20 protein-coding genes and 5 tRNA genes are annotated in these 18985 nt (G+C 62.3%); 9 read left to right on the top strand and 16 right to left on the bottom strand.

Annotated features, from left to right (window positions below):
• Positions 1-10: 10 nt before the first annotated feature.
• From GVL04_RS16980 to GVL04_RS16955, 6 genes are all read right to left on the bottom strand, one after another.
• A complete protein-coding gene (locus tag GVL04_RS16980) occupies positions 11-667 on the bottom strand; it encodes a DUF3000 domain-containing protein (protein WP_159706712.1) in 657 nt (218 codons plus the stop codon).
• A 64-nt stretch (positions 668-731) separates the two neighbouring features.
• Positions 732-1820, bottom strand: a complete 1089-nt coding sequence (locus tag GVL04_RS16975; protein WP_159706710.1) for a low specificity L-threonine aldolase — start codon at positions 1818-1820, stop codon at positions 732-734.
• Between the two features lie 22 nt (positions 1821-1842).
• Positions 1843-2571, bottom strand: a complete 729-nt coding sequence (locus GVL04_RS16970) for an SDR family NAD(P)-dependent oxidoreductase (RefSeq protein WP_159706708.1) — start codon at positions 2569-2571, stop codon at positions 1843-1845.
• Positions 2571-3938 (bottom strand): DUF6421 family protein, encoded by a 1368-nt coding sequence (locus GVL04_RS16965; protein ID WP_159706706.1) that lies wholly within the window; start codon positions 3936-3938, stop codon positions 2571-2573. Before GVL04_RS16965 ends, GVL04_RS16970 begins: the two co-directional genes overlap by 1 nt.
• Positions 3939-4151: 213 nt before the next feature.
• Positions 4152-4592, bottom strand: a complete 441-nt coding sequence (gene msrB, locus GVL04_RS16960) for a peptide-methionine (R)-S-oxide reductase MsrB (protein WP_159706704.1) — start codon at positions 4590-4592, stop codon at positions 4152-4154.
• A gap of 14 nt (positions 4593-4606) precedes the next feature.
• A complete protein-coding gene (locus tag GVL04_RS16955) occupies positions 4607-5098 on the bottom strand; it encodes a hypothetical protein (RefSeq protein WP_159706702.1) in 492 nt (163 codons plus the stop codon).
• A 121-nt stretch (positions 5099-5219) separates the two neighbouring features.
• Here GVL04_RS16955 and GVL04_RS16950 point away from each other — a divergent pair, with 121 nt between their 5' ends.
• A complete protein-coding gene (locus GVL04_RS16950; RefSeq protein WP_159706700.1) occupies positions 5220-6506 on the top strand; it encodes a S9 family peptidase in 1287 nt (428 codons plus the stop codon).
• Between the two features lie 15 nt (positions 6507-6521).
• Here the strand turns inward: GVL04_RS16950 and ybaK are convergent, their stop codons facing one another.
• The 3 genes from ybaK to GVL04_RS16935 all read right to left on the bottom strand — a co-directional run bounded on the left by ybaK (position 6522) and on the right by GVL04_RS16935 (position 8520).
• Complete coding sequence (ybaK, locus tag GVL04_RS16945) at positions 6522-7028, bottom strand: Cys-tRNA(Pro) deacylase (protein ID WP_159706698.1); 507 nt, start codon at positions 7026-7028, stop codon at positions 6522-6524.
• Between the two features lie 35 nt (positions 7029-7063).
• Positions 7064-7522 carry a SufE family protein gene (locus tag GVL04_RS16940; RefSeq protein WP_200846881.1) on the bottom strand — a complete coding sequence of 153 codons (459 nt, stop codon included), beginning with the start codon at positions 7520-7522 and terminating at the stop codon, positions 7064-7066.
• 71 nt (positions 7523-7593) lie between these two features.
• A complete protein-coding gene (locus GVL04_RS16935; protein WP_159706694.1) occupies positions 7594-8520 on the bottom strand; it encodes a sulfurtransferase in 927 nt (308 codons plus the stop codon).
• Between the two features lie 209 nt (positions 8521-8729).
• On the opposite strand from GVL04_RS16935, the gene zapE reads away from it, so the two are divergent.
• Positions 8730-9770 carry a cell division protein ZapE gene (gene zapE / locus GVL04_RS16930; protein WP_159706692.1) on the top strand — a complete coding sequence of 347 codons (1041 nt, stop codon included), beginning with the start codon at positions 8730-8732 and terminating at the stop codon, positions 9768-9770.
• A gap of 19 nt (positions 9771-9789) precedes the next feature.
• On the opposite strand, the gene GVL04_RS16925 is transcribed toward zapE, so the two are convergent.
• The 7 genes from GVL04_RS16925 to GVL04_RS16895 form a co-directional block, all read right to left on the bottom strand.
• On the bottom strand, positions 9790-11007 hold the full coding sequence (locus tag GVL04_RS16925; protein WP_159706690.1) for a benzoate/H(+) symporter BenE family transporter: 1218 nt from the start codon (positions 11005-11007) through the stop codon (positions 9790-9792).
• Between the two features lie 129 nt (positions 11008-11136).
• The gene (locus GVL04_RS16920; protein ID WP_159706688.1) at positions 11137-11370 is read right to left on the bottom strand and encodes an antitoxin; all 234 of its coding nucleotides are present in this window, start codon (positions 11368-11370) and stop codon (positions 11137-11139) included.
• 95 nt (positions 11371-11465) lie between these two features.
• Complete coding sequence (locus GVL04_RS16915; protein ID WP_159706686.1) at positions 11466-12920, bottom strand: amino acid permease; 1455 nt, start codon at positions 12918-12920, stop codon at positions 11466-11468.
• A gap of 178 nt (positions 12921-13098) precedes the next feature.
• Positions 13099-13174 (bottom strand) — tRNA-Gly (locus GVL04_RS16910).
• Between the two features lie 56 nt (positions 13175-13230).
• Positions 13231-13305 (bottom strand) — tRNA-Val (locus GVL04_RS16905).
• A gap of 38 nt (positions 13306-13343) precedes the next feature.
• Positions 13344-13414, bottom strand: a tRNA-Cys gene (locus tag GVL04_RS16900).
• A gap of 46 nt (positions 13415-13460) precedes the next feature.
• Positions 13461-13533 (bottom strand) — tRNA-Gly (locus GVL04_RS16895).
• Positions 13534-13782: 249 nt separating this feature from the next.
• On the opposite strand from GVL04_RS16895, the gene GVL04_RS16890 reads away from it, so the two are divergent.
• The 7 genes from GVL04_RS16890 to rpe all read left to right on the top strand — a co-directional run bounded on the left by GVL04_RS16890 (position 13783) and on the right by rpe (position 18909).
• Positions 13783-13857 (top strand) — tRNA-Val (locus GVL04_RS16890).
• Positions 13858-13980: 123 nt separating this feature from the next.
• Positions 13981-14148: a hypothetical protein gene (locus GVL04_RS16885; RefSeq protein WP_159706684.1), complete on the top strand. Its 168-nt coding sequence runs from the start codon at positions 13981-13983 to the stop codon at positions 14146-14148.
• Between the two features lie 12 nt (positions 14149-14160).
• Complete coding sequence (locus tag GVL04_RS16880) at positions 14161-15054, top strand: cytochrome (protein ID WP_159706682.1); 894 nt, start codon at positions 14161-14163, stop codon at positions 15052-15054.
• 60 nt (positions 15055-15114) lie between these two features.
• Complete coding sequence (gene def, locus GVL04_RS16875; RefSeq protein ID WP_159706680.1) at positions 15115-15687, top strand: peptide deformylase; 573 nt, start codon at positions 15115-15117, stop codon at positions 15685-15687.
• On the top strand, positions 15684-16604 hold the full coding sequence (fmt, locus tag GVL04_RS16870; protein ID WP_159706678.1) for a methionyl-tRNA formyltransferase: 921 nt from the start codon (positions 15684-15686) through the stop codon (positions 16602-16604). Before def ends, fmt begins: the two co-directional genes overlap by 4 nt.
• Positions 16601-18151: an RsmB/NOP family class I SAM-dependent RNA methyltransferase gene (locus tag GVL04_RS16865; protein WP_159706676.1), complete on the top strand. Its 1551-nt coding sequence runs from the start codon at positions 16601-16603 to the stop codon at positions 18149-18151. Before fmt ends, GVL04_RS16865 begins: the two co-directional genes overlap by 4 nt.
• A gap of 83 nt (positions 18152-18234) precedes the next feature.
• The gene (rpe, locus tag GVL04_RS16860; protein WP_159706675.1) at positions 18235-18909 is read left to right on the top strand and encodes a ribulose-phosphate 3-epimerase; all 675 of its coding nucleotides are present in this window, start codon (positions 18235-18237) and stop codon (positions 18907-18909) included.
• Positions 18910-18985: the final 76 nt, after the last annotated feature.

Here is an 18985-nt window from a genome sequence, read left to right as displayed (position 1 = left end):
CTGGGGACGGTCAATTCAGCCTCCTGTTGGGAAGTCCCGTGACGCCCGGCGGAAGCGGCGGCAGTCCAGCAAACGTACACACCATGTCGGACCAGGCCTCCAGGTGGGCCTGGACGTCCGCAGTGGCAGGAGTCCAGGAAGCACGGAGCTCAATATCTATGGTGTCCGGGCGTTCGGCCAAGGTGCCGAAGCTCTCCGAGAGGATTCTCGTTGCCGTGCCACCAGCAGCGCGGTAGGGGGCTGCGTGGCTCTCCAGGGCGTCCACCAGCCACGTCCAGGCAACAGAGCCCAGCATGCTGTCGTTGCCCATCTCGGCGTCCATCTGTGCCCGGATATAGGTGACAATCCGGAACTCACCCTCCCACACGGCCGATCCGTCGGGATCATAAAGGAGGATAAAGCGGCCGGTGGCCAGTTCGTCGTCTTCTTCGCTTGCCGGTGTGTTGGCCTGGCTCGCTGCGAATGCCTTGGCGGCCGGTCCATGCACGGGAACCTGGCGGGTGGCTGCCGTGGGACTGAAAACTTCAGCGCCCAAAGCCACTGCGTACGGGGCGAGTCTTGCAGGCGCAGGGATCTCGTCGAGCCGCAGCTCACTGCGGCATTGAGCTTTACGTAGCGTTCCCAAGGCGACGAGAAAGTCCGAGGGAACCTGTGCGAGGGCGTTCACCCTCGCAGGTTATGCGTCCGGGCCGGCGATTCCGTGCAGGCTCGCCGCCCCGGATTGCATGGGGTTATGCAGATCCGAGCTCCTGCTTAATCCCGGCGACAAAGGCGTCGATGTCTTCCTCTGTGGTGTCGAAGGAGCACATCCACCGGACCTCTCCCCGGGCCGCGTCCCAATCGTAGAAGGCGAAGCTCTGGCGCAGGCGGTCGGCAACGCCCGCCGGCAGGATGGCAAAGACGCCATTGGACTGCGTTGCCTGTGTGGGCTCAACTCCGTCGATGGCTTCAACGGAGGTGCGGAGGCGGGTTGCCATGGCATTGGCATGGGCGGCTGACCGCAACCACAGTCCGTCCTCCAACAACGCGATGAACTGGGCCGAAATGAAGCGCATTTTTGAGGCGAGCTGCATGTTCATCTTGCGCAGGAACTTCAGTCCATCGGCGGCTTCAGGGTTCAGGGCGACCACCACTTCGCCGAAGATCAGCCCGTTCTTGGTGCCGCCAAAGGAGAGGATGTCCACGCCGGCGTCGCGGGTGAACGTGCGGAGGGGGACACCCAGATGGGCGGCAGCGTTCGCAAGCCGGGCGCCATCCATGTGCAACTTCATGCCCTTGGCGTGGGCATGGTCGGCAATGGCACGGACCTCTTCGGGCGTGTAGCACGTGCCCAGTTCGGTGGTCTGGGTTATGGAGACTGCCAGGGGCTGGGCGCGGTGTTCATCGCCCCATCCCCAGGCTTCCCGGTCGATCAGCCCAGGAGTCAGCTTGCCGTCCTCGGTAGGTACCTGGAGGAGCTTGATCCCGCCGATGCGCTCAGGGGCCCCGTTCTCGTCCATGTTGATGTGCGCGGTGGATGCGCAGATCACGGCTCCCCAGCGCGGCAGGAGGGACTGCAGGGACAGGACGTTGGCGCCCGTTCCATTGAAGACCGGGAAGCACTCAATGCCAGGGCCGAACTGCTGCTCCATGACTTCCTGGAGGCGTGCCGTATAAACGTCCTCACCGTAGGACACCTGGTGGCCACCATTGGCCGAGGCCAGTGCTGAAAGGATCTCCGGGTGCACGCCGGAGTAGTTGTCCGAGGCAAACCCACGAATCGAAGGGTCATGGAGTTGGCCTGATCCGGCGCTTTGGATTGCCTCTGCTGTGCTCGTCACTTGTTCATTCACGCTTTCAAGTCTATTTGGCCAGCAGGATGCGCTGGCCGTTCAAATGTTCGGCCGGTTCTTCGAACAGCCCGACGGCGGCAGCCGCCAGTTCTTCGACATCGGTGTAACCGGGGAATCGCCTTTCGGGGTGGGCTTCCCGCATTGCTGAATCCACGAGGGCTTTGACCACGAAAATTACTGCGGCGCTGTGCTGCCCGCTGGGAGCGATCGTGCCGGCCGACTGGCTCCGCCGGAAACCGTCGGCCACCGCCAGCGTCCACGCTTCAGCAGCGGCCTTTGCTGCCGCATAGCTGGCGGCCGCGGCCGTAGGAGCAGATGCGGTGGTTGAGGACACCATGGCCAGCCGGCCGTAGGGAGATGCTTCAAGCTGGCTGTAAAAAACCCGGGAGACGTTGCGCAGGGTAGTGACCGCACTCCGTTCCATGGAATCCCAGTCTCCATCCGACTGGTCCTCGATGCCTTTGGCGCCGCGCCACCCACCTACCAGATGGACGACGCCGTCGATGCCTTGAAAGCCTCGGCTGCGGAGCTCGTCAGCCAGTTCACGCACGGACCCAAGGTCAGCGAGATCGCACACCAGTGGCGTGACTCCGTTTCCGGCTTCCATCGCCGCCGCGTTGATTCGAACCTCGTCCGAACCCACGGTAAACACCTTGTGACCGGCCGCCCCCAATGCGCGCGCCGCAGCGATGCCGGACGCGCTGCTACCGCCGGTCACAATGATGGTCAGTGTGCTCATCAGGCTGCTGTCGCGCCGGTGATGCCGGTGGTGGACTCGATGACAGGGCGCATCTTCTTCTCCAAAGCTTCGTAGAACATGGACAGCGGGAATTCGTCGTCGAGGACCTGGTCGGTGAGTCCGCGGGGTGGGCCGTCAAGTGGCAGGGCATCCGGACCCTTGGCCCAGACCGATGCCGGGTGAGGAGTTACCGTGCTTGAAATAAGCTCGTAGGCGGCCAGCCAGTGGGCGGCCTTGGGGCGGTCGATGGAGCGCCAGTAGAGCTCGTCGATTTTGGCGCCGAGTTCCACCACAACCGAGGCGGCTTGATCCCAGTCAATGGAGAGCTTGCTGTCCGTCCAGTGGAGCACATGGTGCTGGTGCATCCACGCAAACAGGAGTTGGCCGCCCAGGCCGTCGTAGTTGCGGACCCGGCTGCCGGTGATGGCGAAACGGAAAATCCGGTCGAAGATCACCGCATACTGGACGAGCTTCGCGTGCTTCCGGGCATCGGGATCCGCTTCTTCGTCCTTTTCAATGCGTACGGACTCACGGAAGGCCGTCAGGTCACAGCGCAGTTCCTCCAGCGAGTACAGGAAGAATGGCATGCGCTGCTTGATCATGAACGGATCGAAGGGAAGATCGCCCCGCATGTGTGTGCGGTCGTGGATGAGGTCCCACATGACAAACGTGCGCTGGGTAAGCTCCTGGTCATCGATCAGCTGAGCTGCGTCCTCGGGGAGCTCGAGGGATGTGGTTTCGGCGGCCGCCTTGAGGACACGCCGGAAGCGGGCGGCCTCGCGGTCGGCGAAGATGGCTCCCCACGTGAAGGTGGGAGTCTCGCGGACTGCGACGGTCTCCGGGAACAGCACCGCAGAGTTGGTGTCGTATCCGGGCGTGAAATCGACAAAGCGGATGGGGACGAAAAGCTTGTTGGAGTACTCGCCGGCTTCCAGTCCGCCGATGAATTCCGGCCAGATTACTTCGATGAGCACGGCTTCAACGAGCCTGTTGGTGCTGCCATTCTGCGTGTACATCGGGAAGACCACCAGGTGCTGGAGGCCGTCAATGCGCTGTTCCTGGGGCTGGAATGCCTGCAGTGAGTCCAGGAAGTCCGGCACCCCGAAGCCCCCCTGTGCCCAGCGGCCAAAGTCTTCCACCAAGAGCTCCAGGTACCGGGCGTCGTGGGGGAAGAGCGGGGCCAACGCGGTGATGGCATCCGTGATTGTTCCAACGAGGTTCGCTGCTTCGCCATGGGCGCTCGGATCGGCGACGGAACCGTCTTGCTCCTGGTGTGCTTGCAGAGCCGTGGCCGCAGCCTTAAGCGAAGCCCACTCGGCGTTGTCAGCAGTGACACGCGGGAGGCTGGAGGTGGCGGTGGTTGTCATGGAGCTCGACCCTTTCCAAAGTAGTGATTGCTGCTGGGCCGAGCGTAGCAAGTGGAAAGTATCGCTAATTCAAAAACGGGCTTAGCATAAGAGACTCTTAGTCATTGAGCCATTGGGACGCCTTTGAGATCCAGTGCCGGGACAGTGAAGGTACGCGACGCCGGAAATGCGGCCCGGGCGGACCAGCCAAACAGCGGTACGCCCGGGTCCCGCCTACTTCTCTTCCGGGTGCACCAAACGGAGCGAGACGGAGTTGATGCAGAATCGCTGGTCCGTAGGAGTGCCGTAGCCCTCGCCATCGAATACATGCCCCAAGTGGGAATCGCAATTGGCGCAGCGGACTTCCACGCGATCCATTCCCATCGTGCGGTCATGGATGTACCGAACGGTGCCTTCTGCCAGCGGTGCCCAGAAGGACGGCCAGCCACAATGGGAATCAAATTTCTCCCTGCTGGTGAACAACTGGCTGCCACAAGCGCGGCACTGATACACGCCTTCAGTGTGGGTGTCCCAGTACTCGCCGGTGTATGGCCGTTCCGTGCCCGCCTGCCGCAGGACCCGGTATTCCTCGGGGCTCAACTCCTCACGCCACTGGGCATCGCTCTTCTCCACAGGCGCAGAAGTTGTCTTGCTGGTGTTCTCAGGAGTGTTCATGCCTTATGCAACGCTCACGAGTCGCCGATAAATCCCGAACCTGCGTACAGGTGCAGGACTGGAAGCCCCAGCTGATCCTGCGCCTTATTGGCCCAGTCCGTATGGAAAGTATCGGCGATGGCATGGGGACGCGTCACCACGACAGCCTGGGCAGCATCGAGCGCGCGCACCTTCGCTACCAAGCCGGCCACGGCACCGCCGTCGACCACCTCTCCCGTGACGCCGCCACCCAAACCGGCCAAAGCCGCCAGCGAAGCCGTCAAAGTCTCGGAAGCTTCTGCACGCTCCGCCTCGGGGTCCGGCGACTGCGCAGTGAGTTCGCGGAAAGCCTTGGCAATATCAAGCAAGGAAAGATTCTCCAGGAAGTCCACTAAGAGATGTCGCTCGGTATTGGAAGGCACCAGGACAACAAGGGGTGCGTCTCCGCCATCCACAAGTTTGGCGATGTTAACGCGGTCGTCGGGGCCAAGGGGCTCTTCAGTCAGGATGACTATGGGATCACTCATGGCTACAGCGTAGTCCCGGGCAACCGGAGTCCGCAGGCTTTTTGGTCCCGATTCCGCGGGCCGTTGCGCCGCGCGGTCCACACGTGCACCGGGCGGCGTCAGGAACGGCAACAATGGAACCATGGCATCGACTAACCGGTCAGCGAGCGACGCTGCAGAGAACAAACTGTCCCTCCGCACCAAATGGGCCATTGCCGGCTTCATCGCTGGTGGCACCCTCGCCGGACTGGTGGGGGCCGGGTCCTCGGCGCTCGCCGTCTACTTTGCCCGCCGCGTCATCACCCCGGCCGCCCGTCACGAGGACCAGGAAGTCCTGGCCGTCATCCGTAGTGACAAGGGGCTGCAGGTCATCCTCGCCGCCACCCCTGACACGACCATCGACGGCGTGTTCAGCCTCTTTTTCTCAGGCGGCCAGGGCCACGCCAGGATTGGCCGGATCGTGTCGTATTCTCCTGCGGAACAGACGGTCCTTCGCGAGGTCGAGGAAGTCTACAGCGGCAACCTGCAGGAGGCCCGCCGTGGCTGGTGGAGCGGTGCTACCTACCCGGACCCGGCCGCGATCGGCCTTGCGGCTGAAGACGTGGACATAGAGGTCGACGGCGGAAAGGCGCCGGCGTGGCTGGTCCGTGCTGATGCTTCGGCTCCAGCCCCTGTGTGGGCAATCATGGTGCACGGCCGCGGCGCCACCCGGCTCGAAGGGCTCAGGGCAGTGCGTACTGCGCACGACCTGGGATTGGACAGCCTGCTGATCTCCTACCGTAACGACGGATTGGCTCCGTCGGCACTCGACGGCCGCTATGGCCTGGGATCCACTGAATGGCGCGATGTTGAGGCTGCGATCGACTACGCCTTGAAGAACGGGGCGCGGGAGATCGTCCTTTTTGGATGGTCCATGGGCGGGGCCATCAGCCTGCAGACGGCTGATCTCTCCAAGTACCGGCACCTGATCCGCGCCCTGGTGCTGGACGCCCCTGTTATCAACTGGGTCAATGTCATGGCGCACCACGCCGAAATGAACAGGATTCCCTACACCGTGGGGCGCTATGGACAGCTGATGCTGGGACACCCGCTGGGGCGCAGGCTCACCGGCCTGGCCGCTCCCGTTGACTTGAAGGCCATGGACTGGGAAGCCCGCGCCATTGAGCTGCGCACTCCTACGCTCTTGATCCACAGCGTTGACGACGACTACGTTCCCTTCGAGCCATCCGCAAGCCTCGCTGAAAAGAACCCGGAAATGGTCACCTTTGAGCCGTTCAACGGCGCGCGGCACACCAAGGAATGGAACGTCGACCCGGAACGGTGGGAGCGCGTGGTTCATGCCTGGCTGCAACGCCAATTGGCTCCGAGGAACAATCCGGGACAGGGCGGCGTTGGAGGCCAGGCAGGTGTGTCAGCACCCGCCGGATAGGGTCGGCGCCTGGTTTCAGCCTCTGACCGTTGGAGAGGTTCCGATGGGTGCAACGGCAGCCTTGGTCAGCTGGATGAGGTCCGTCGGAGCAAGTTCGATGTCCAGCCCCCTGCGTCCGCCGGATACCAGGATGGCGCCAAAGGCCAGCGCTGACTCGTCCAGGACCGTTGGGGAGGGCTGGCGCTGACCCAGCGGTGATATACCGCCAAGCACATATCCAGTGCGACGTTCAGCGGCCTTGGGATCTGCCATGGCTGCTTTCTTAGCCCCAAGGGCGGCAGCCACGGACTTCAGGTCGAGATTGCCGGACACCGGGACAATGGCCACCGCCAGCTTGCCTTCAACTTCCACCATCAGCGTCTTGAATACGCGGGCGGGCTCGACGCCCAGGACTTCGGCGGCTTCGAGGCCGTAACTGGCAGCCGCCGGATCATGGGCATAGGGGTGCAGGACAAAGGGAACGCCGGCCGCAGCAAGCGCTGCAGTGGCCGGCGTTCCCTGTGAAGCCATCTTCTTGGCCATACCGAGTGGGCGTGCCTTTCAGTGTTCCAGCCGGCTCAGTGTTCCAGCCGGCTCGCAGCCGCAACCTTGCGCTTGATACGGCCGAGCATGGCGGTCATTCCCCGCATGCGCAGGGGAGTGATGGCCCGGGTAAGGCCCAGCAGTTCGGGCATGTCGTCCGGAACAGCCAGGATTTCTTCGGCTGTCAGTCCGTCCAGGCCTTCGTGCAGGACACCGGCGAAGCCGCGGGTGGTCGGCGCCTCCTGCGGAGCCTTGAAGAAGAGCCGGTACTTGCGGGCACCGTCTGGATTCTTCTCAGACTCGATGGTGAGGAACAACGGCGACTGGCACTCCACAACCTGCTCCAGCAGTTCGGGGTGATCCTTCAAGCGTTCCGGAAGCTCCGGCAGGCCCCTGGAGAACTCAAGCAGGAGTTGCAGGCGGTCAGGCTCCGTCAGTGCCTGGAAGTCATCGACGATTTCCGCCAGCGCGGCGGGCAATGTGTACGTACTCATCCCTTCCAGCTTACGCACTATGGTGACGAATGCACTTTGTGTGCCGCAACACTACGGGTCCCCACTCTTTGCTAGTTGCTCGCGAAGGCGGCTGGGACGGCACCCCGGTCGGCGCCCTTGACGATGGGAACCCGAACCGCGTTGCCCCACTCTGTCCAGGAGCCGTCGTAGTTGCGTACGGTATCGAAGCCCAGCAGGTACTTCAGCGCGAACCACGTGTGGCTTGAACGTTCGCCGATGCGGCAGTATGCCACCACGTCGTCGCCCGCCTTGAGTCCGGCCTCGCCGAGGTACAGGGCTTCGAGTTCTTCACGGCTGCGGTAGGTGCCGTCTTCCGCAGCTGCGCGGGCCCACGGAATCGATGCGGCCGTGGGGATGTGGCCGCCGCGGAGAGCGCCTTCCTCGGGGTAGGCCGGCATGTGCGTGCGCTGGCCGGTGTATTCCTCGGGGGAGCGGACATCGATCAGGGGGTTGCCCAGGTGTGCCAGGACATCTTCCTTGAACGCGCGGATGGGAGCGTCATTGCGCTCTACCTCCGGGTATTCGCCGACGGTGGGCTGTGAAGCTTCGGTGGTCAGCTCGCGGCCTTCGGCGATCCACTTGTCCCGGCCGCCGTCCAGAAGACGGACGTCCTGGTGGCCGAAGAGAGTGAACACCCAGAGGGCGTAGGCGGCCCACCAGTTGGACTTGTCGCCGTAAATGACAACGGTGCTGTCACGGGAGATTCCCTTGGACGCCGCGAGGGCAGCGAACGCGGCACCCTCGACGTAGTCCCGGGTGACTTCGTCATTCAAATCGGTGTGCCAGTCGATCTTCGCGGCTCCCGGAATATGGCCGGTTTCGTAGAGGAGGACGTCTTCATCGGACTCAACGACCACCAGCTTGCCGTCGGCAATCGCGCCGTCGGCAATGGCTGATGCGAGCCACTCTGTGGAAACAAGGCGTTCGGGGTTCGCGTACGAGGCAAACTTTTCGTTCTGTTCAACGGGGTAGGACATGGTGATGACCTTTCACTGACAACGGACGGGGGCCAGGCCGTGGAAGGTGGTGCAGGTGCCAGCCCGGCGTGCTCCAACACTAACCACGGGTTGCCGGGAATGCTTCCCGACGGTCATACGGTGAAACATGGGCTTGGTCACGTGTCCCTTTCGGGCCCCCCGATGCCGGTATTCTTGCTGGGGACCTAATACCGAAGGAACGGACCACCGTGGTACAGATCGAACAACTGGCTGCCCGCACACCGGCAGTCTCCGTGGAGGAACTCCTCAAGGGTTTCTACCCCTCGCCGCGATTCGGAGAGGTCTCGTTCGACAGCTACCGGCCCGACCCCGCCCAGCCGAGCCAAGCCAATGCGGTGAAGCTCCTGTCCGCTTTCGCCGATGGTGTGGGTTCGGAGGACGGCGGGGGGCTCTTCAAGAAGCTGTTCGCCAAAAAGGCGCCTGCTACCAGGGCCGGAATTTACCTGGACGGTGGCTTCGGCGTCGGCAAGACCCACCTTTTGGCGTCTCTATGGCACAGGTCGCCGGGTCCCAAAGCCTTCGGTACCTTCGTGGAATACACCAACCTCGTGGGGGCGCTCTCATTCCGCAAGACCGTTGAAGCCCTCAGCAACTACAAGCTGGTTTGCATCGACGAATTCGAACTCGACGATCCCGGCGACACCGTGCTGATGTCCCGCCTCATGCGTGAGCTGGCCGATGCCGGCGTCAAGCTCGCCGCCACGTCCAACACCCTGCCCGGTTCGCTGGGCGAAGGGCGCTTTGCCGCCGTTGACTTCCAGCGCGAAATCCAGGTCCTCGCAGACCAGTTCGACGTCGTCAGGATCGACGGCGAGGACTTCCGCCACCGAGGCCTACCGGCTGCTCCTGCGCCGCTCAAGACAGAAGAACTCAAACACCGCATGAAGGCCGAGTTCGACGGGAAGACGGTGGCTGTGGATGATTTCCGCACACTCGTCAACCACCTGGCAGCGGTCCACCCCAGCCGTTACCGGCAGCTCATTTCGGGTGTGGAAGCAGTGGTATGGAGCGACGTCGAAACCATCACCGAACAGGCTGTGGCCCTTCGCTTTGTGGTGTTGGCCGACCGGCTGTACGACAAGGACGTGCCCATCCTGGCCAGCGGTGTCGCCTTTGACAAACTGTTCACAGAAGAGATGATGACCGGTGGCTACACGAAGAAGTACTTCCGGGCTGTTTCCAGGTTGACGGCCCTGGCCCGTGAAGCCCAAAATCACGAGCCCGCCTGACTTACATCTCCTGCCTTATTCACCCTTTCTGAACGGGCTCCCTGCTCTTCAGCATCCAGCGAACCAGGATGCCTCCGGCCAGCGCCCAGAAAGCAGCGCCAACACCGGCGAAGCTGAGGCCTGACGCGGCCAGCAGGAAAGTGATGCACGCTGGAATCCGTTCCTCCGCGACTGCCAAGGCGGACGAGATGGACGACGCCAGTGTCCCCAGGAGTGCCAGACCGGCTACTGCCTCAAGAAGACCCGGCGGGGCAGCAGCCACCAAGGTAACAAGCGCGGCGGAGGCGGCCGCCAGGGCCAGATAAGCGAATCCGGAGACGAACGCCGCGATCCAGCGCCTGCCATGGTCCTTGCCCGCCTCCTCGCCCGCGGCCAGCGCTGCACTGAGCGCCGCAAGGTTGATCGCATGCCCTCCAAAGGGTGCGCCCACCATCGTCCCGGCTCCCGTCACCAGCATCGACGGCCGCCACGGTGTGGTGTATCCAAAGGATTTCAGGACCGCGACGCCGGGAATGTTCTGCGACGCCATCGTGACGATGAACAAAGGCAACGCCAACCCCACAGCAGCCTCCAGTGAAAAGGCAGGGGTGGTCCATTCCAGCCTGGGCAGAAGACTGTCCATAGGTACTTGGACACCATTGGTGACGATGTGGATTCCGATGACGGCAAGGGCTACCAGCAACGACGCCGGGACCGACCATCGCGGTGCGAACTTCATCAGGACAACCCAGCACAGGACCACTGGAGCAATAAAGAGCGGCGCTGAACCCAACGACGTGAAAGGTGCCAGGCACAGGGGGAGCAGGACTCCGGCGAGCATGGCTTGCGCCAATGCCGTGGGGATCTTGGCCATGAGCCGGCCAAGGATGGGAAGCAAACCCGTGAGCACGATCAGTACCCCGACGATCAAAAACGCACCCACGGCGGCCGGCCATCCGCCGTCGACCATTCCAGCAGAGGCGAGCAGCGCCGCGCCCGGCGTGGACCATGCGAGCGTTACTGGCATCCTGGACCGCCAGGACAGCCAAAGGATTCCGAAGCCGAAGCTGAGGGTGAGGGCCAGCAGGCCGCTGGATGCCTGGGACTGATTGGCCCCGACAGCCTGCAAGCCTGCAAGGACGACAGCGAAAGATGAGGTAAAACCAACAAGTGCCGTGACAATGCCGGCTGTGATCGGTGGGCCCAGCGGCTCCCGGTTGGTACGGCTAGTCGTGGTTGACGGGGAGGCAGAAGGCATAGAGACCAAAGTACCTGACCGGCCAAGGGTGGCCAATACAAGGTTGGCCGTTAAACGCCAAGGGCACCGGTGGCGCCTCTCGGCGGGACCGGTGCCCCCTTGACGTATCTGGTACGGCGGCTCAGGCAGCTATGGCTGCTTTGGCTCATCCGCGACGGGAGCCTGCTCAGGCTCGCCGTCATTCTTGGCCACGAAGTCGGAAGCGGCATTTTGGACTGCGTCAACCTGACCTGCGAACTTGCCGCCTGTCTTTTCGTCGACGAAATCTCCGGCTTTCTCGATGCCATTCTGAATGGCTTCTTCGTTGCCTTGAATGAGACCCTGAGCCTTGCCCTTCAGGTCGTCAATTAAACCCACGGGCACCTCCCTTCCATCGCGGAGCCAGTTCGCTCCTCCGCGTCCGACCCTAACACCAGATGACAGGGCTGCCAAGGGTTCGGAACGGGGCTGTGGACGAACTACGCCAGTGGCTTGCTTTCGACCTTGTGCCGCGGGCTATCCGGGTTCATCAATGAGTGCCTTCGGCCGTAGGCGAAGTAGATCACCAGGCCGATGACCAACCACACTCCGAACCGCAACCAGGTTTCCCAGTGCAGTTGGAACATGAGGAACGCAGAGGCCAGAACGCCGAATGCGGGGACAACCGGCATGAGCGGCAAACGGAAGGTGCGGGGGGCGTCGGGCTTGGTGTAACGGAAGACGATCACGGAAACACAAACCACCACGAAGGCGGCAAGGATACCGATATTGGTGAGGTCTGCCACTTCCTTGATGGGGAAGACGCCGGCGAGGAATGCCGAGGCAATGCCTGCGATCCACGTGACGCGCTGCGGCGTCCCATGCCGGTCCGTTTTGGCGAACCATCCGGGCAGCAATCCGTCGCGGCTCATGGAGAACCACACCCGGGTGACGCCCAACAGGAACGTGAGCATGACGGTCAGGATGGACAGTACAGCGAACACAGAGATGATGGTGGCAATGACGGGGAGGCCGACACCTTGGAACGCCGATGCGAAGCCAGCCGTGGGATTGATGTCCTTGTAGTTCTGCATGCCGGTGAGGACCAGCGTGGCAGCAACGTACAGCAGCATGGCAATGATCAAGGACAGGATGATGGCCTTGGGCATGTGCTTCTTGCCGTCCTTGGCCTCCTCGGCGGCGGTACTCATGGCGTCGTAACCGAACACCGCGAAGAAGACGGTCGCTGCGCCGGCAATCACAGGACCGAAGCCACTGGGCATAAACGGGTTGTAGTTCTCGGTGTTGACGTAGAAAATGCCCAGGCCAATGATGAACAGGATCAGGATGACCTTGATTGCCACCGCGACCAGTTCGAACCGGCCAAAGGCTTTGGTTCCACGGCTCAGGATCCACGTGACCAGGAGGCAGACCAGGATCGCCGGGAGGTTGATGATGCCGCCCTTGCCCTCATCGGCCGTGGACGTCATCCATGTCGGCATGTGGATTCCGATGCCCGAGAGGAACGCATCGAAGTAGCCGGAGATGCCGATGGCAACCACAGCCACGATGGCGATGTATTCAAGCAGGAGGTCCCAGCCGATGAACCAGCCAATGATTTCTCCGAGGGCCACATAGCCGTAGGTGTATGCCGACCCCGCGCGCGGGATCATCCCGGCGAATTCGGCATAGGAAAGCGCCGCAGCGCCGGAAGCCAGACCGGCGATCAGGAAGGAAAACAGCACGGCGGGGCCGACGCCCGGGTTTCCCTCACTGCCGTGGGCTACAAGTCCCGCCAGGGAGAAGATTCCGACGCCGATAATTCCACCTACGCCGATGGCTGTCAGTTGCCAAAGACCAAGACTCTTGAAGAGCCCGCTGTGTTTGCTTTCTTCCTCGATGTCGTCGATGGGCTTGCGCCTCAGGACGGACTTGGAAGCCGTCTGTTGATTCATGGGGTACTCCTGCCGGTAGGCGTGGAACGGTGATGAGCTCGCAGTACATTATGCGAGCCGAATCACATTAGATAAAGCGAATTCTTCCGAGGGGTATCGGTTACTTCAATTGACGAATGGAATATTCACCGAATGTGGGCACAAAAAAAGCAGCTCCGAAGAGCTGCTTTTCTTATTGTGGAGCGGACGACGAGATTCGAACTCGCGACATCCACCTTGGCAAGGTGGTGCTCTACCAGCTGAGCTACGTCCGCACATGTTGCCTGCCGGCTGATGCCTGGCCTTCAACAACAAACAAGTTGCCTTGTTCTGGTGGGCGATACTGGGATCGAACCAGTGACCTCTTCCGTGTCAGGGAAGCGCGCTACCGCTGCGCCAATCGCCCATGCAACCAGCCTAAAGCTGGAGACATGGTTTTCACCGAGGTGGGTACGGGATTCGAACCCGTGTATACGGCTTTGCAGGCCGCTGCCTCGCCTCTCGGCCAACCCACCGTGTAAGCAGGATTCCGGGGAATTCTTGCCTTGACAGTGCCTTGCGAGCGGACGACGAGATTCGAACTCGCGACATCCACCTTGGCAAGGTGGTGCTCTACCAGCTGAGCTACGTCCGCAGTGTCGTTTCGGCGGGCAGCCCTGCAGGCATTCCGTCGCTTTCCGACGAGTAAAAACTCTATAGGAGGTTCCTGCAAACTCCAAATCGGGTGCGTGGATTTCGTGACCAAGGCGGCTGGATCCTTGAATTTGCGGGGAATCCGGCGAGTTTCACGCCTGTAATTTCACTGTTGTAGTTCACTGCTGGGCAGGCCGTACTGATCAGTTTTGCATTCCGGCAATGGTCGGTTAGTGTTTTCTATGCACCCGGGCGATTGGCGCAGTGGTAGCGCGCTTCGTTCACACCGAAGAGGTCACTGGTTCGAACCCAGTATCGCCCACCACCGGGAACCCCGTTTTGACCGATTGAGTCGGTCCGGACGGGGTTTTTGTTTGCCTGCACCATGTTGGGTGGACATGCGGCTGTTCTTGCGTCACGAAATGAGTTGACGAAGCACAACATAAGCATGCGAGATCATGTTGACCAGGAACTGACCCGAACTGTTCCTGACCCCGGCCTGCCCTTTGCGGATCTGGCCCTGACGGCTCCCATCCTGGCTGGAAAGTTGGCCCGGCTGGCCCCGGAGCAGCTTGCCATGATCTTCCCGCCGGAGAATTCTGTCGGTCCCTTATGACACAGTCTTTATATGACTGCTCCACTGCTTGCCCATGCTACTGACTACGGCCGGATGTACGCCCGCTCAACTACAGAGCAATTCTCCGTGCCATCCATCACCACGGTGATCGGACAACAGGCCCACGCTCTGGACGGTTGGTTCGGTTACATGGGCGCGAGCAGCCTGGCTGCTGATCCGGAGCTGCCCGCGATCCTCGGAAGCCCGGCAAAAACCCGGCAGGCCGTCAATAAAGCATCCAAAGCTGCGGAGGTCTACCGGGATGCGGCGGCTGCGCGCGGTGACCGGGTCCACACCTACTGCGAGCAGGTGGCGTTGCGTGCGATGGGACGTCCGCACCGCATGCAGGAATGCCGGGACGACCTCGCCGCCAACGGCGAGCAGGCCTTTGCCGCCCGTTTTGACGAGTGGTGGGAGCTCTACCGGGTGGAGCCGTTGGCCCCCGAGATCACAGTATGGAACAAGACCGTGGGCTATGCCGGGACGTTGGACCTCGTTGCCCGGATCAACGGACGCATTTGCCTGATCGACTACAAAACCAAAGGCACCACGCGGGACGGAACGGTCAAGGCGTTGGATGACAAAGTGGTCATGCAGCTCGCAGCCGGGATGAAGGCGGAGGAAAGCCTGGTTGATCCCGTTGCCGGCGAATGGGAGCCGTGGAAGTACGGAGACAACCCCATGCTGCTTGCCGTAGCCATCGGGGAGACGGAAGTCAGGCCGATGCGGGCCAACCCTGAGATCCTGAAGCATCATTGGTGGAAGTTTTGCGCCCTGAGGCGTGTGTGGGAAATGTCCGCCGACGTTACTGCAGCTGGACAAGCCCTGCTGCCGGTTGCTCCGCCCGTGTTCGCAGCGGTGGGCGCGGGAACGGTAAACAGCGGCAGCAGCGACGACCTCAACTAAACTGGCTGAGGCTCCGCAACACCCGGAGCCGGGTTTGACGATCGTGAGGACTGACAGCACATGGCAATTTTGAGTATCCGAATCATCGGGGATCCGGTGTTGCGCACCGTAGCGGACCCTGTCACCGATTTCGGTCCGGAGCTCGCCAAGCTGGTAGCTGACATGACCGAAACCATGGAGGACGTGGACGGTGCAGGTCTTGCCGCACCCCAGATCGGCGTAAGCCAGCGTGTCTTCACCTACCGTATCGGGGAAGTGGAAGGCCACATCATCAATCCGGTCCTGGAGAACAGCGATGACTTCCAGCCTGACGAAGTAGAGGGTTGCCTTTCGATTCCCGGCCTGGGCTTCCCGGTCCGCCGCTACAGGACAACACGGGCAACCGGGGTTGACCTGAATGGAAACCCGGTCTCCGTGGAGGCGGAGGGCATGCTTGCCCGGTGTTTCCAGCACGAGACCGACCACCTTGACGGCGTTTTGTACACGGACAGGTTGGAAGGCGAGGACCGTAAGGCAGCATTGCGCGCCATCCGGAACGCCAATTACCACGCCATCACTGAGAAGACCACGTCCCAGCGGGCCAACAGTGTGGGTTCCAGTTTCGGCGGCGGCAGTTTCGGGGCGCCGGAGTGAGGGTCCTCTTCGCAGGAACTCCCGCCGTGGCCGTCCCGTCGTTGGATGCCTTGGTCAAGGCGGGATTCGACGTCGTCGCTGTCCTGACTCGCCCGGACGCACCTGTAGGGCGGAAGCGCGTCCTAACCCCCTCGCCGGTCGCTGCACGTGCGATGGAACTGGGTATTGACGTCATTCGTGCGGCCCGGGTTGACGCGGACACTACGGCGCGGATCGCGGAGTTTGACCCTGATGTTGCCGCCATCGTTGCCTACGGCGGAATCGTTCCCAAGGCCGCGTTGGGCGTCCCGAAGCATGGATGGGTCAATCTTCATTTCTCCCTGCTCCCTTCGTGGCGGGGCGCTGCGCCGGTCCAGCGATCCATCATCGCTGGAGACGATGTCACCGGTGCCGTGACATTCCAACTCGAAGAAGGCCTCGATACCGGGCCAGTGTTCGGTACCCTCACTGAGACTGTTCGTCAGGACGACACCGCCGGTGATCTCCTTGGGCGCCTCGCCATCAGCGGCGCGGTTCTCCTCAGCCAGACGCTCTCTGCGATCGACGCCGGCCAGGCTGCCCCGCAACCGCAAACCGGAGAAGTCTCCCTGGCTCCCAAATTGACGCTCGATGATGGCCGCCTTGACTGGCAATTGCCTGCCCTTGCACTAAACCGTCGGGCCCGTGGCGTAACTCCCGAGCCAGGGGCATGGACAACGCTTGAAGGCCAGCGAATCAAACTTGAACCAGTGACACTCCGGCCGGATGTCAACAACCTGGCTCCAGGGACCATCAGCGTGGATGGAAAATCCGTGCTGGTGGGCACCGGCTCCCATGCCATTGAACTCGGCCGGATTCAGCCGGCAGGTAAGAAAATGATGTCGTCGGCTGACTGGGCCCGCGGCTTGGCAACACCCGAGAGAGTGGTATTCGAATGAGTGAGTCCGGCCGGCGAGGCCCCAACAACAGCGGGAACCGGGACGGCGGCGGGCAAGGCAACCGTGGCGGACGCGGCGAAAGCAAGCGCAACGCCCAAGGCCGGGAGCGGAACCGTGGTCCTCAACGGGGTTTCACCAATAATGCTCCGTCGCAGCGGACGCGCCGCGCTGATCCGGCCCGCCTTGTGGCTTTCGAAGTCCTCCGTGCTGTTGCTTCCGAAGACGCCTATGCCAACCTGGTCCTTCCTGCCCGTATTCGGGAACACCGGCTTGATAGGCGGGATGCCGGTTTCGCCACCGAGTTGAGCTACGGCGCTTTACGCGGCCAGGGAACCTACGACGCGATCCTGGCCCACTGCGTGGACCGTCCCCTGGAGCAGCTGGATCCTGCGATTCTGGATGCCCTGCGAATCGGCGCCCACCAGTTGCTTTCCATGCGTGTTCCGGCCCATGCAGCGTTGGACCAGACCGTCGGCCTGGCGCGCGCCGTCATCGGGGCAGGCCCCTCCGCGCTCATCAACGCAGTCCTGCGCAAAGTTACTGCCCACACCATGGATGAGTGGTTGGATATCCTGCTCGTCGACGAATCCGATGAGACCAGGATTGCCGCTTTGCGGCATTCCCATCCTGAATGGATTGTCCGCGCACTGCGTCAGTCCCTGGTGAACCACGGGCGCCCAAAGTCGGAGATTGATGACTTGCTGGAGGCAGACAACGCCGCGCCGGTGGTCAACCTCGTGGCGTTGCCTGGCTTGGGGGACCTTGACGAGGCTTTCGACAACGGCGCCACCCCCGGTGAGTTGGTGGAAGATTCTGCCCTCTCGGCAGGCGGGGACCTCGGCCGCTTTGAATCGGTGCGGCGTGGGACCACCCGCGTACAAGACGTGGGATCACAGCTTGTGGCACGTGCTTTGGCCGGCGTCGAGCTGGGGGATTCTCCTGCGCAGGGTGAACGGTGGTTGGACTTGTGCGCGGGTCCCGGCGGCAAGGCGGCGCTCCTGGCCGCTTTGGCGTACCGCGACGGGGCCACCCTCCTGGCCAACGAGCCTGCACCTCACCGGGCCAAGCTGGTTCAGCAAGCGCTTTCGGCTGTCCCTGGTGAGGCTTGGAACGTGCGGACCGGAGACGGACGTGACGTCGGCACCGAGCAGCCGGAGTCCTTTGACCGTGTGCTGGTGGACGTCCCTTGCAGTGGTCTTGGCGCCTTACGGAGGAGGCCCGAATCGCGATGGCGTCGCTCACCCAAGGACATTGGCGACCTCGGCCCTCTTCAGCGCGAGCTGCTGAAGTCAGCTCTGGATGCCGTCAAGCCCGGCGGTGTGGTGGCTTATGTGACCTGCTCGCCGCACCCCGCCGAAACAACCGCGGTTGTTACTGACGTGCTGGCCAAGCGTGAGGACCTGGAGATGCTCGACGCCGGACATGCACTTGACCACGTCAGCCTCACCGGCAGTCTTGGCGCTGGTCACGAGCTCACTGCCCAGTTATGGCCTCACGTCCACCAGACGGATGCCATGTTCATGGCGATCATCCGCAAGAAGCCGTAGCAGCCACAATCCCAGGCCGCAGCGACGATGCTTTTCTGCCCGCTGCGGCCCCTCTCGACCATCACCGACCCGAAGGGGCTGCCTTGTCTCAGTGCTGTATCAACCCGAGCATCCTGTCTGCGGATTTCGTCAACCTTGAGGCGGAACTTCAACGGATCAGCAATGCCGATGCCGTCCACGTGGATGTCATGGACAACCATTTTGTGCCCAACCTGACGCTCGGCCTGCCGGTGGTTCAAAGAATCCAAGCAGTCAGTCCGGTTCCGTTGGATGCCCATTTGATGATTTCCGACGCCGACCGCTGGGCACCCGCGTACGCGGACGCCGGCGTCGCCTCCGTGACATTCCACGCCGAAGCGGCCATGGCGCCGGTCAAACTTGCACGCGAACTGCGCGCCCGCGGATCCAAAGCCGGAATGGCCCTGCGGCCGGCCACGCCGGTAGAGCCGTACCTGGACATGCTGAGCGAGTTGGACATGCTGCTGATCATGACAGTGGAGCCAGGTTTCGGTGGACAGTCCTTCCTGGACATCACCCTGCCCAAGATCCGACGTGCGCGTGCGGCAATCGAGGGCTCGGGCATCGGTGTGGCCATCCAAGTGGATGGTGGCATCACCGAGGAGACCATCATCAGGGCGGCGGAAGCGGGTGCCAATGTGTTCGTGGCCGGCTCGGCCGTCTATGGACATCAGGACCCCGCTGCCGCGATTGATCGGCTCCGTGCGGCGGGCCAGGCAGTGACGTCCACGTTCGCCTGACGACCGTCATCACATGTTACGAAGATGGCCGGGAATAGCCCGACCATCTTTGTAGTTGTGGCAGAATAACAACACA

Source organism: Arthrobacter sp. 18067, assembly GCF_902706295.1.
Taxonomy (GTDB): Bacteria; Actinomycetota; Actinomycetes; order Actinomycetales; family Micrococcaceae; genus Arthrobacter.
This window is presented reverse-complemented; position numbering and strand designations above follow the sequence as displayed.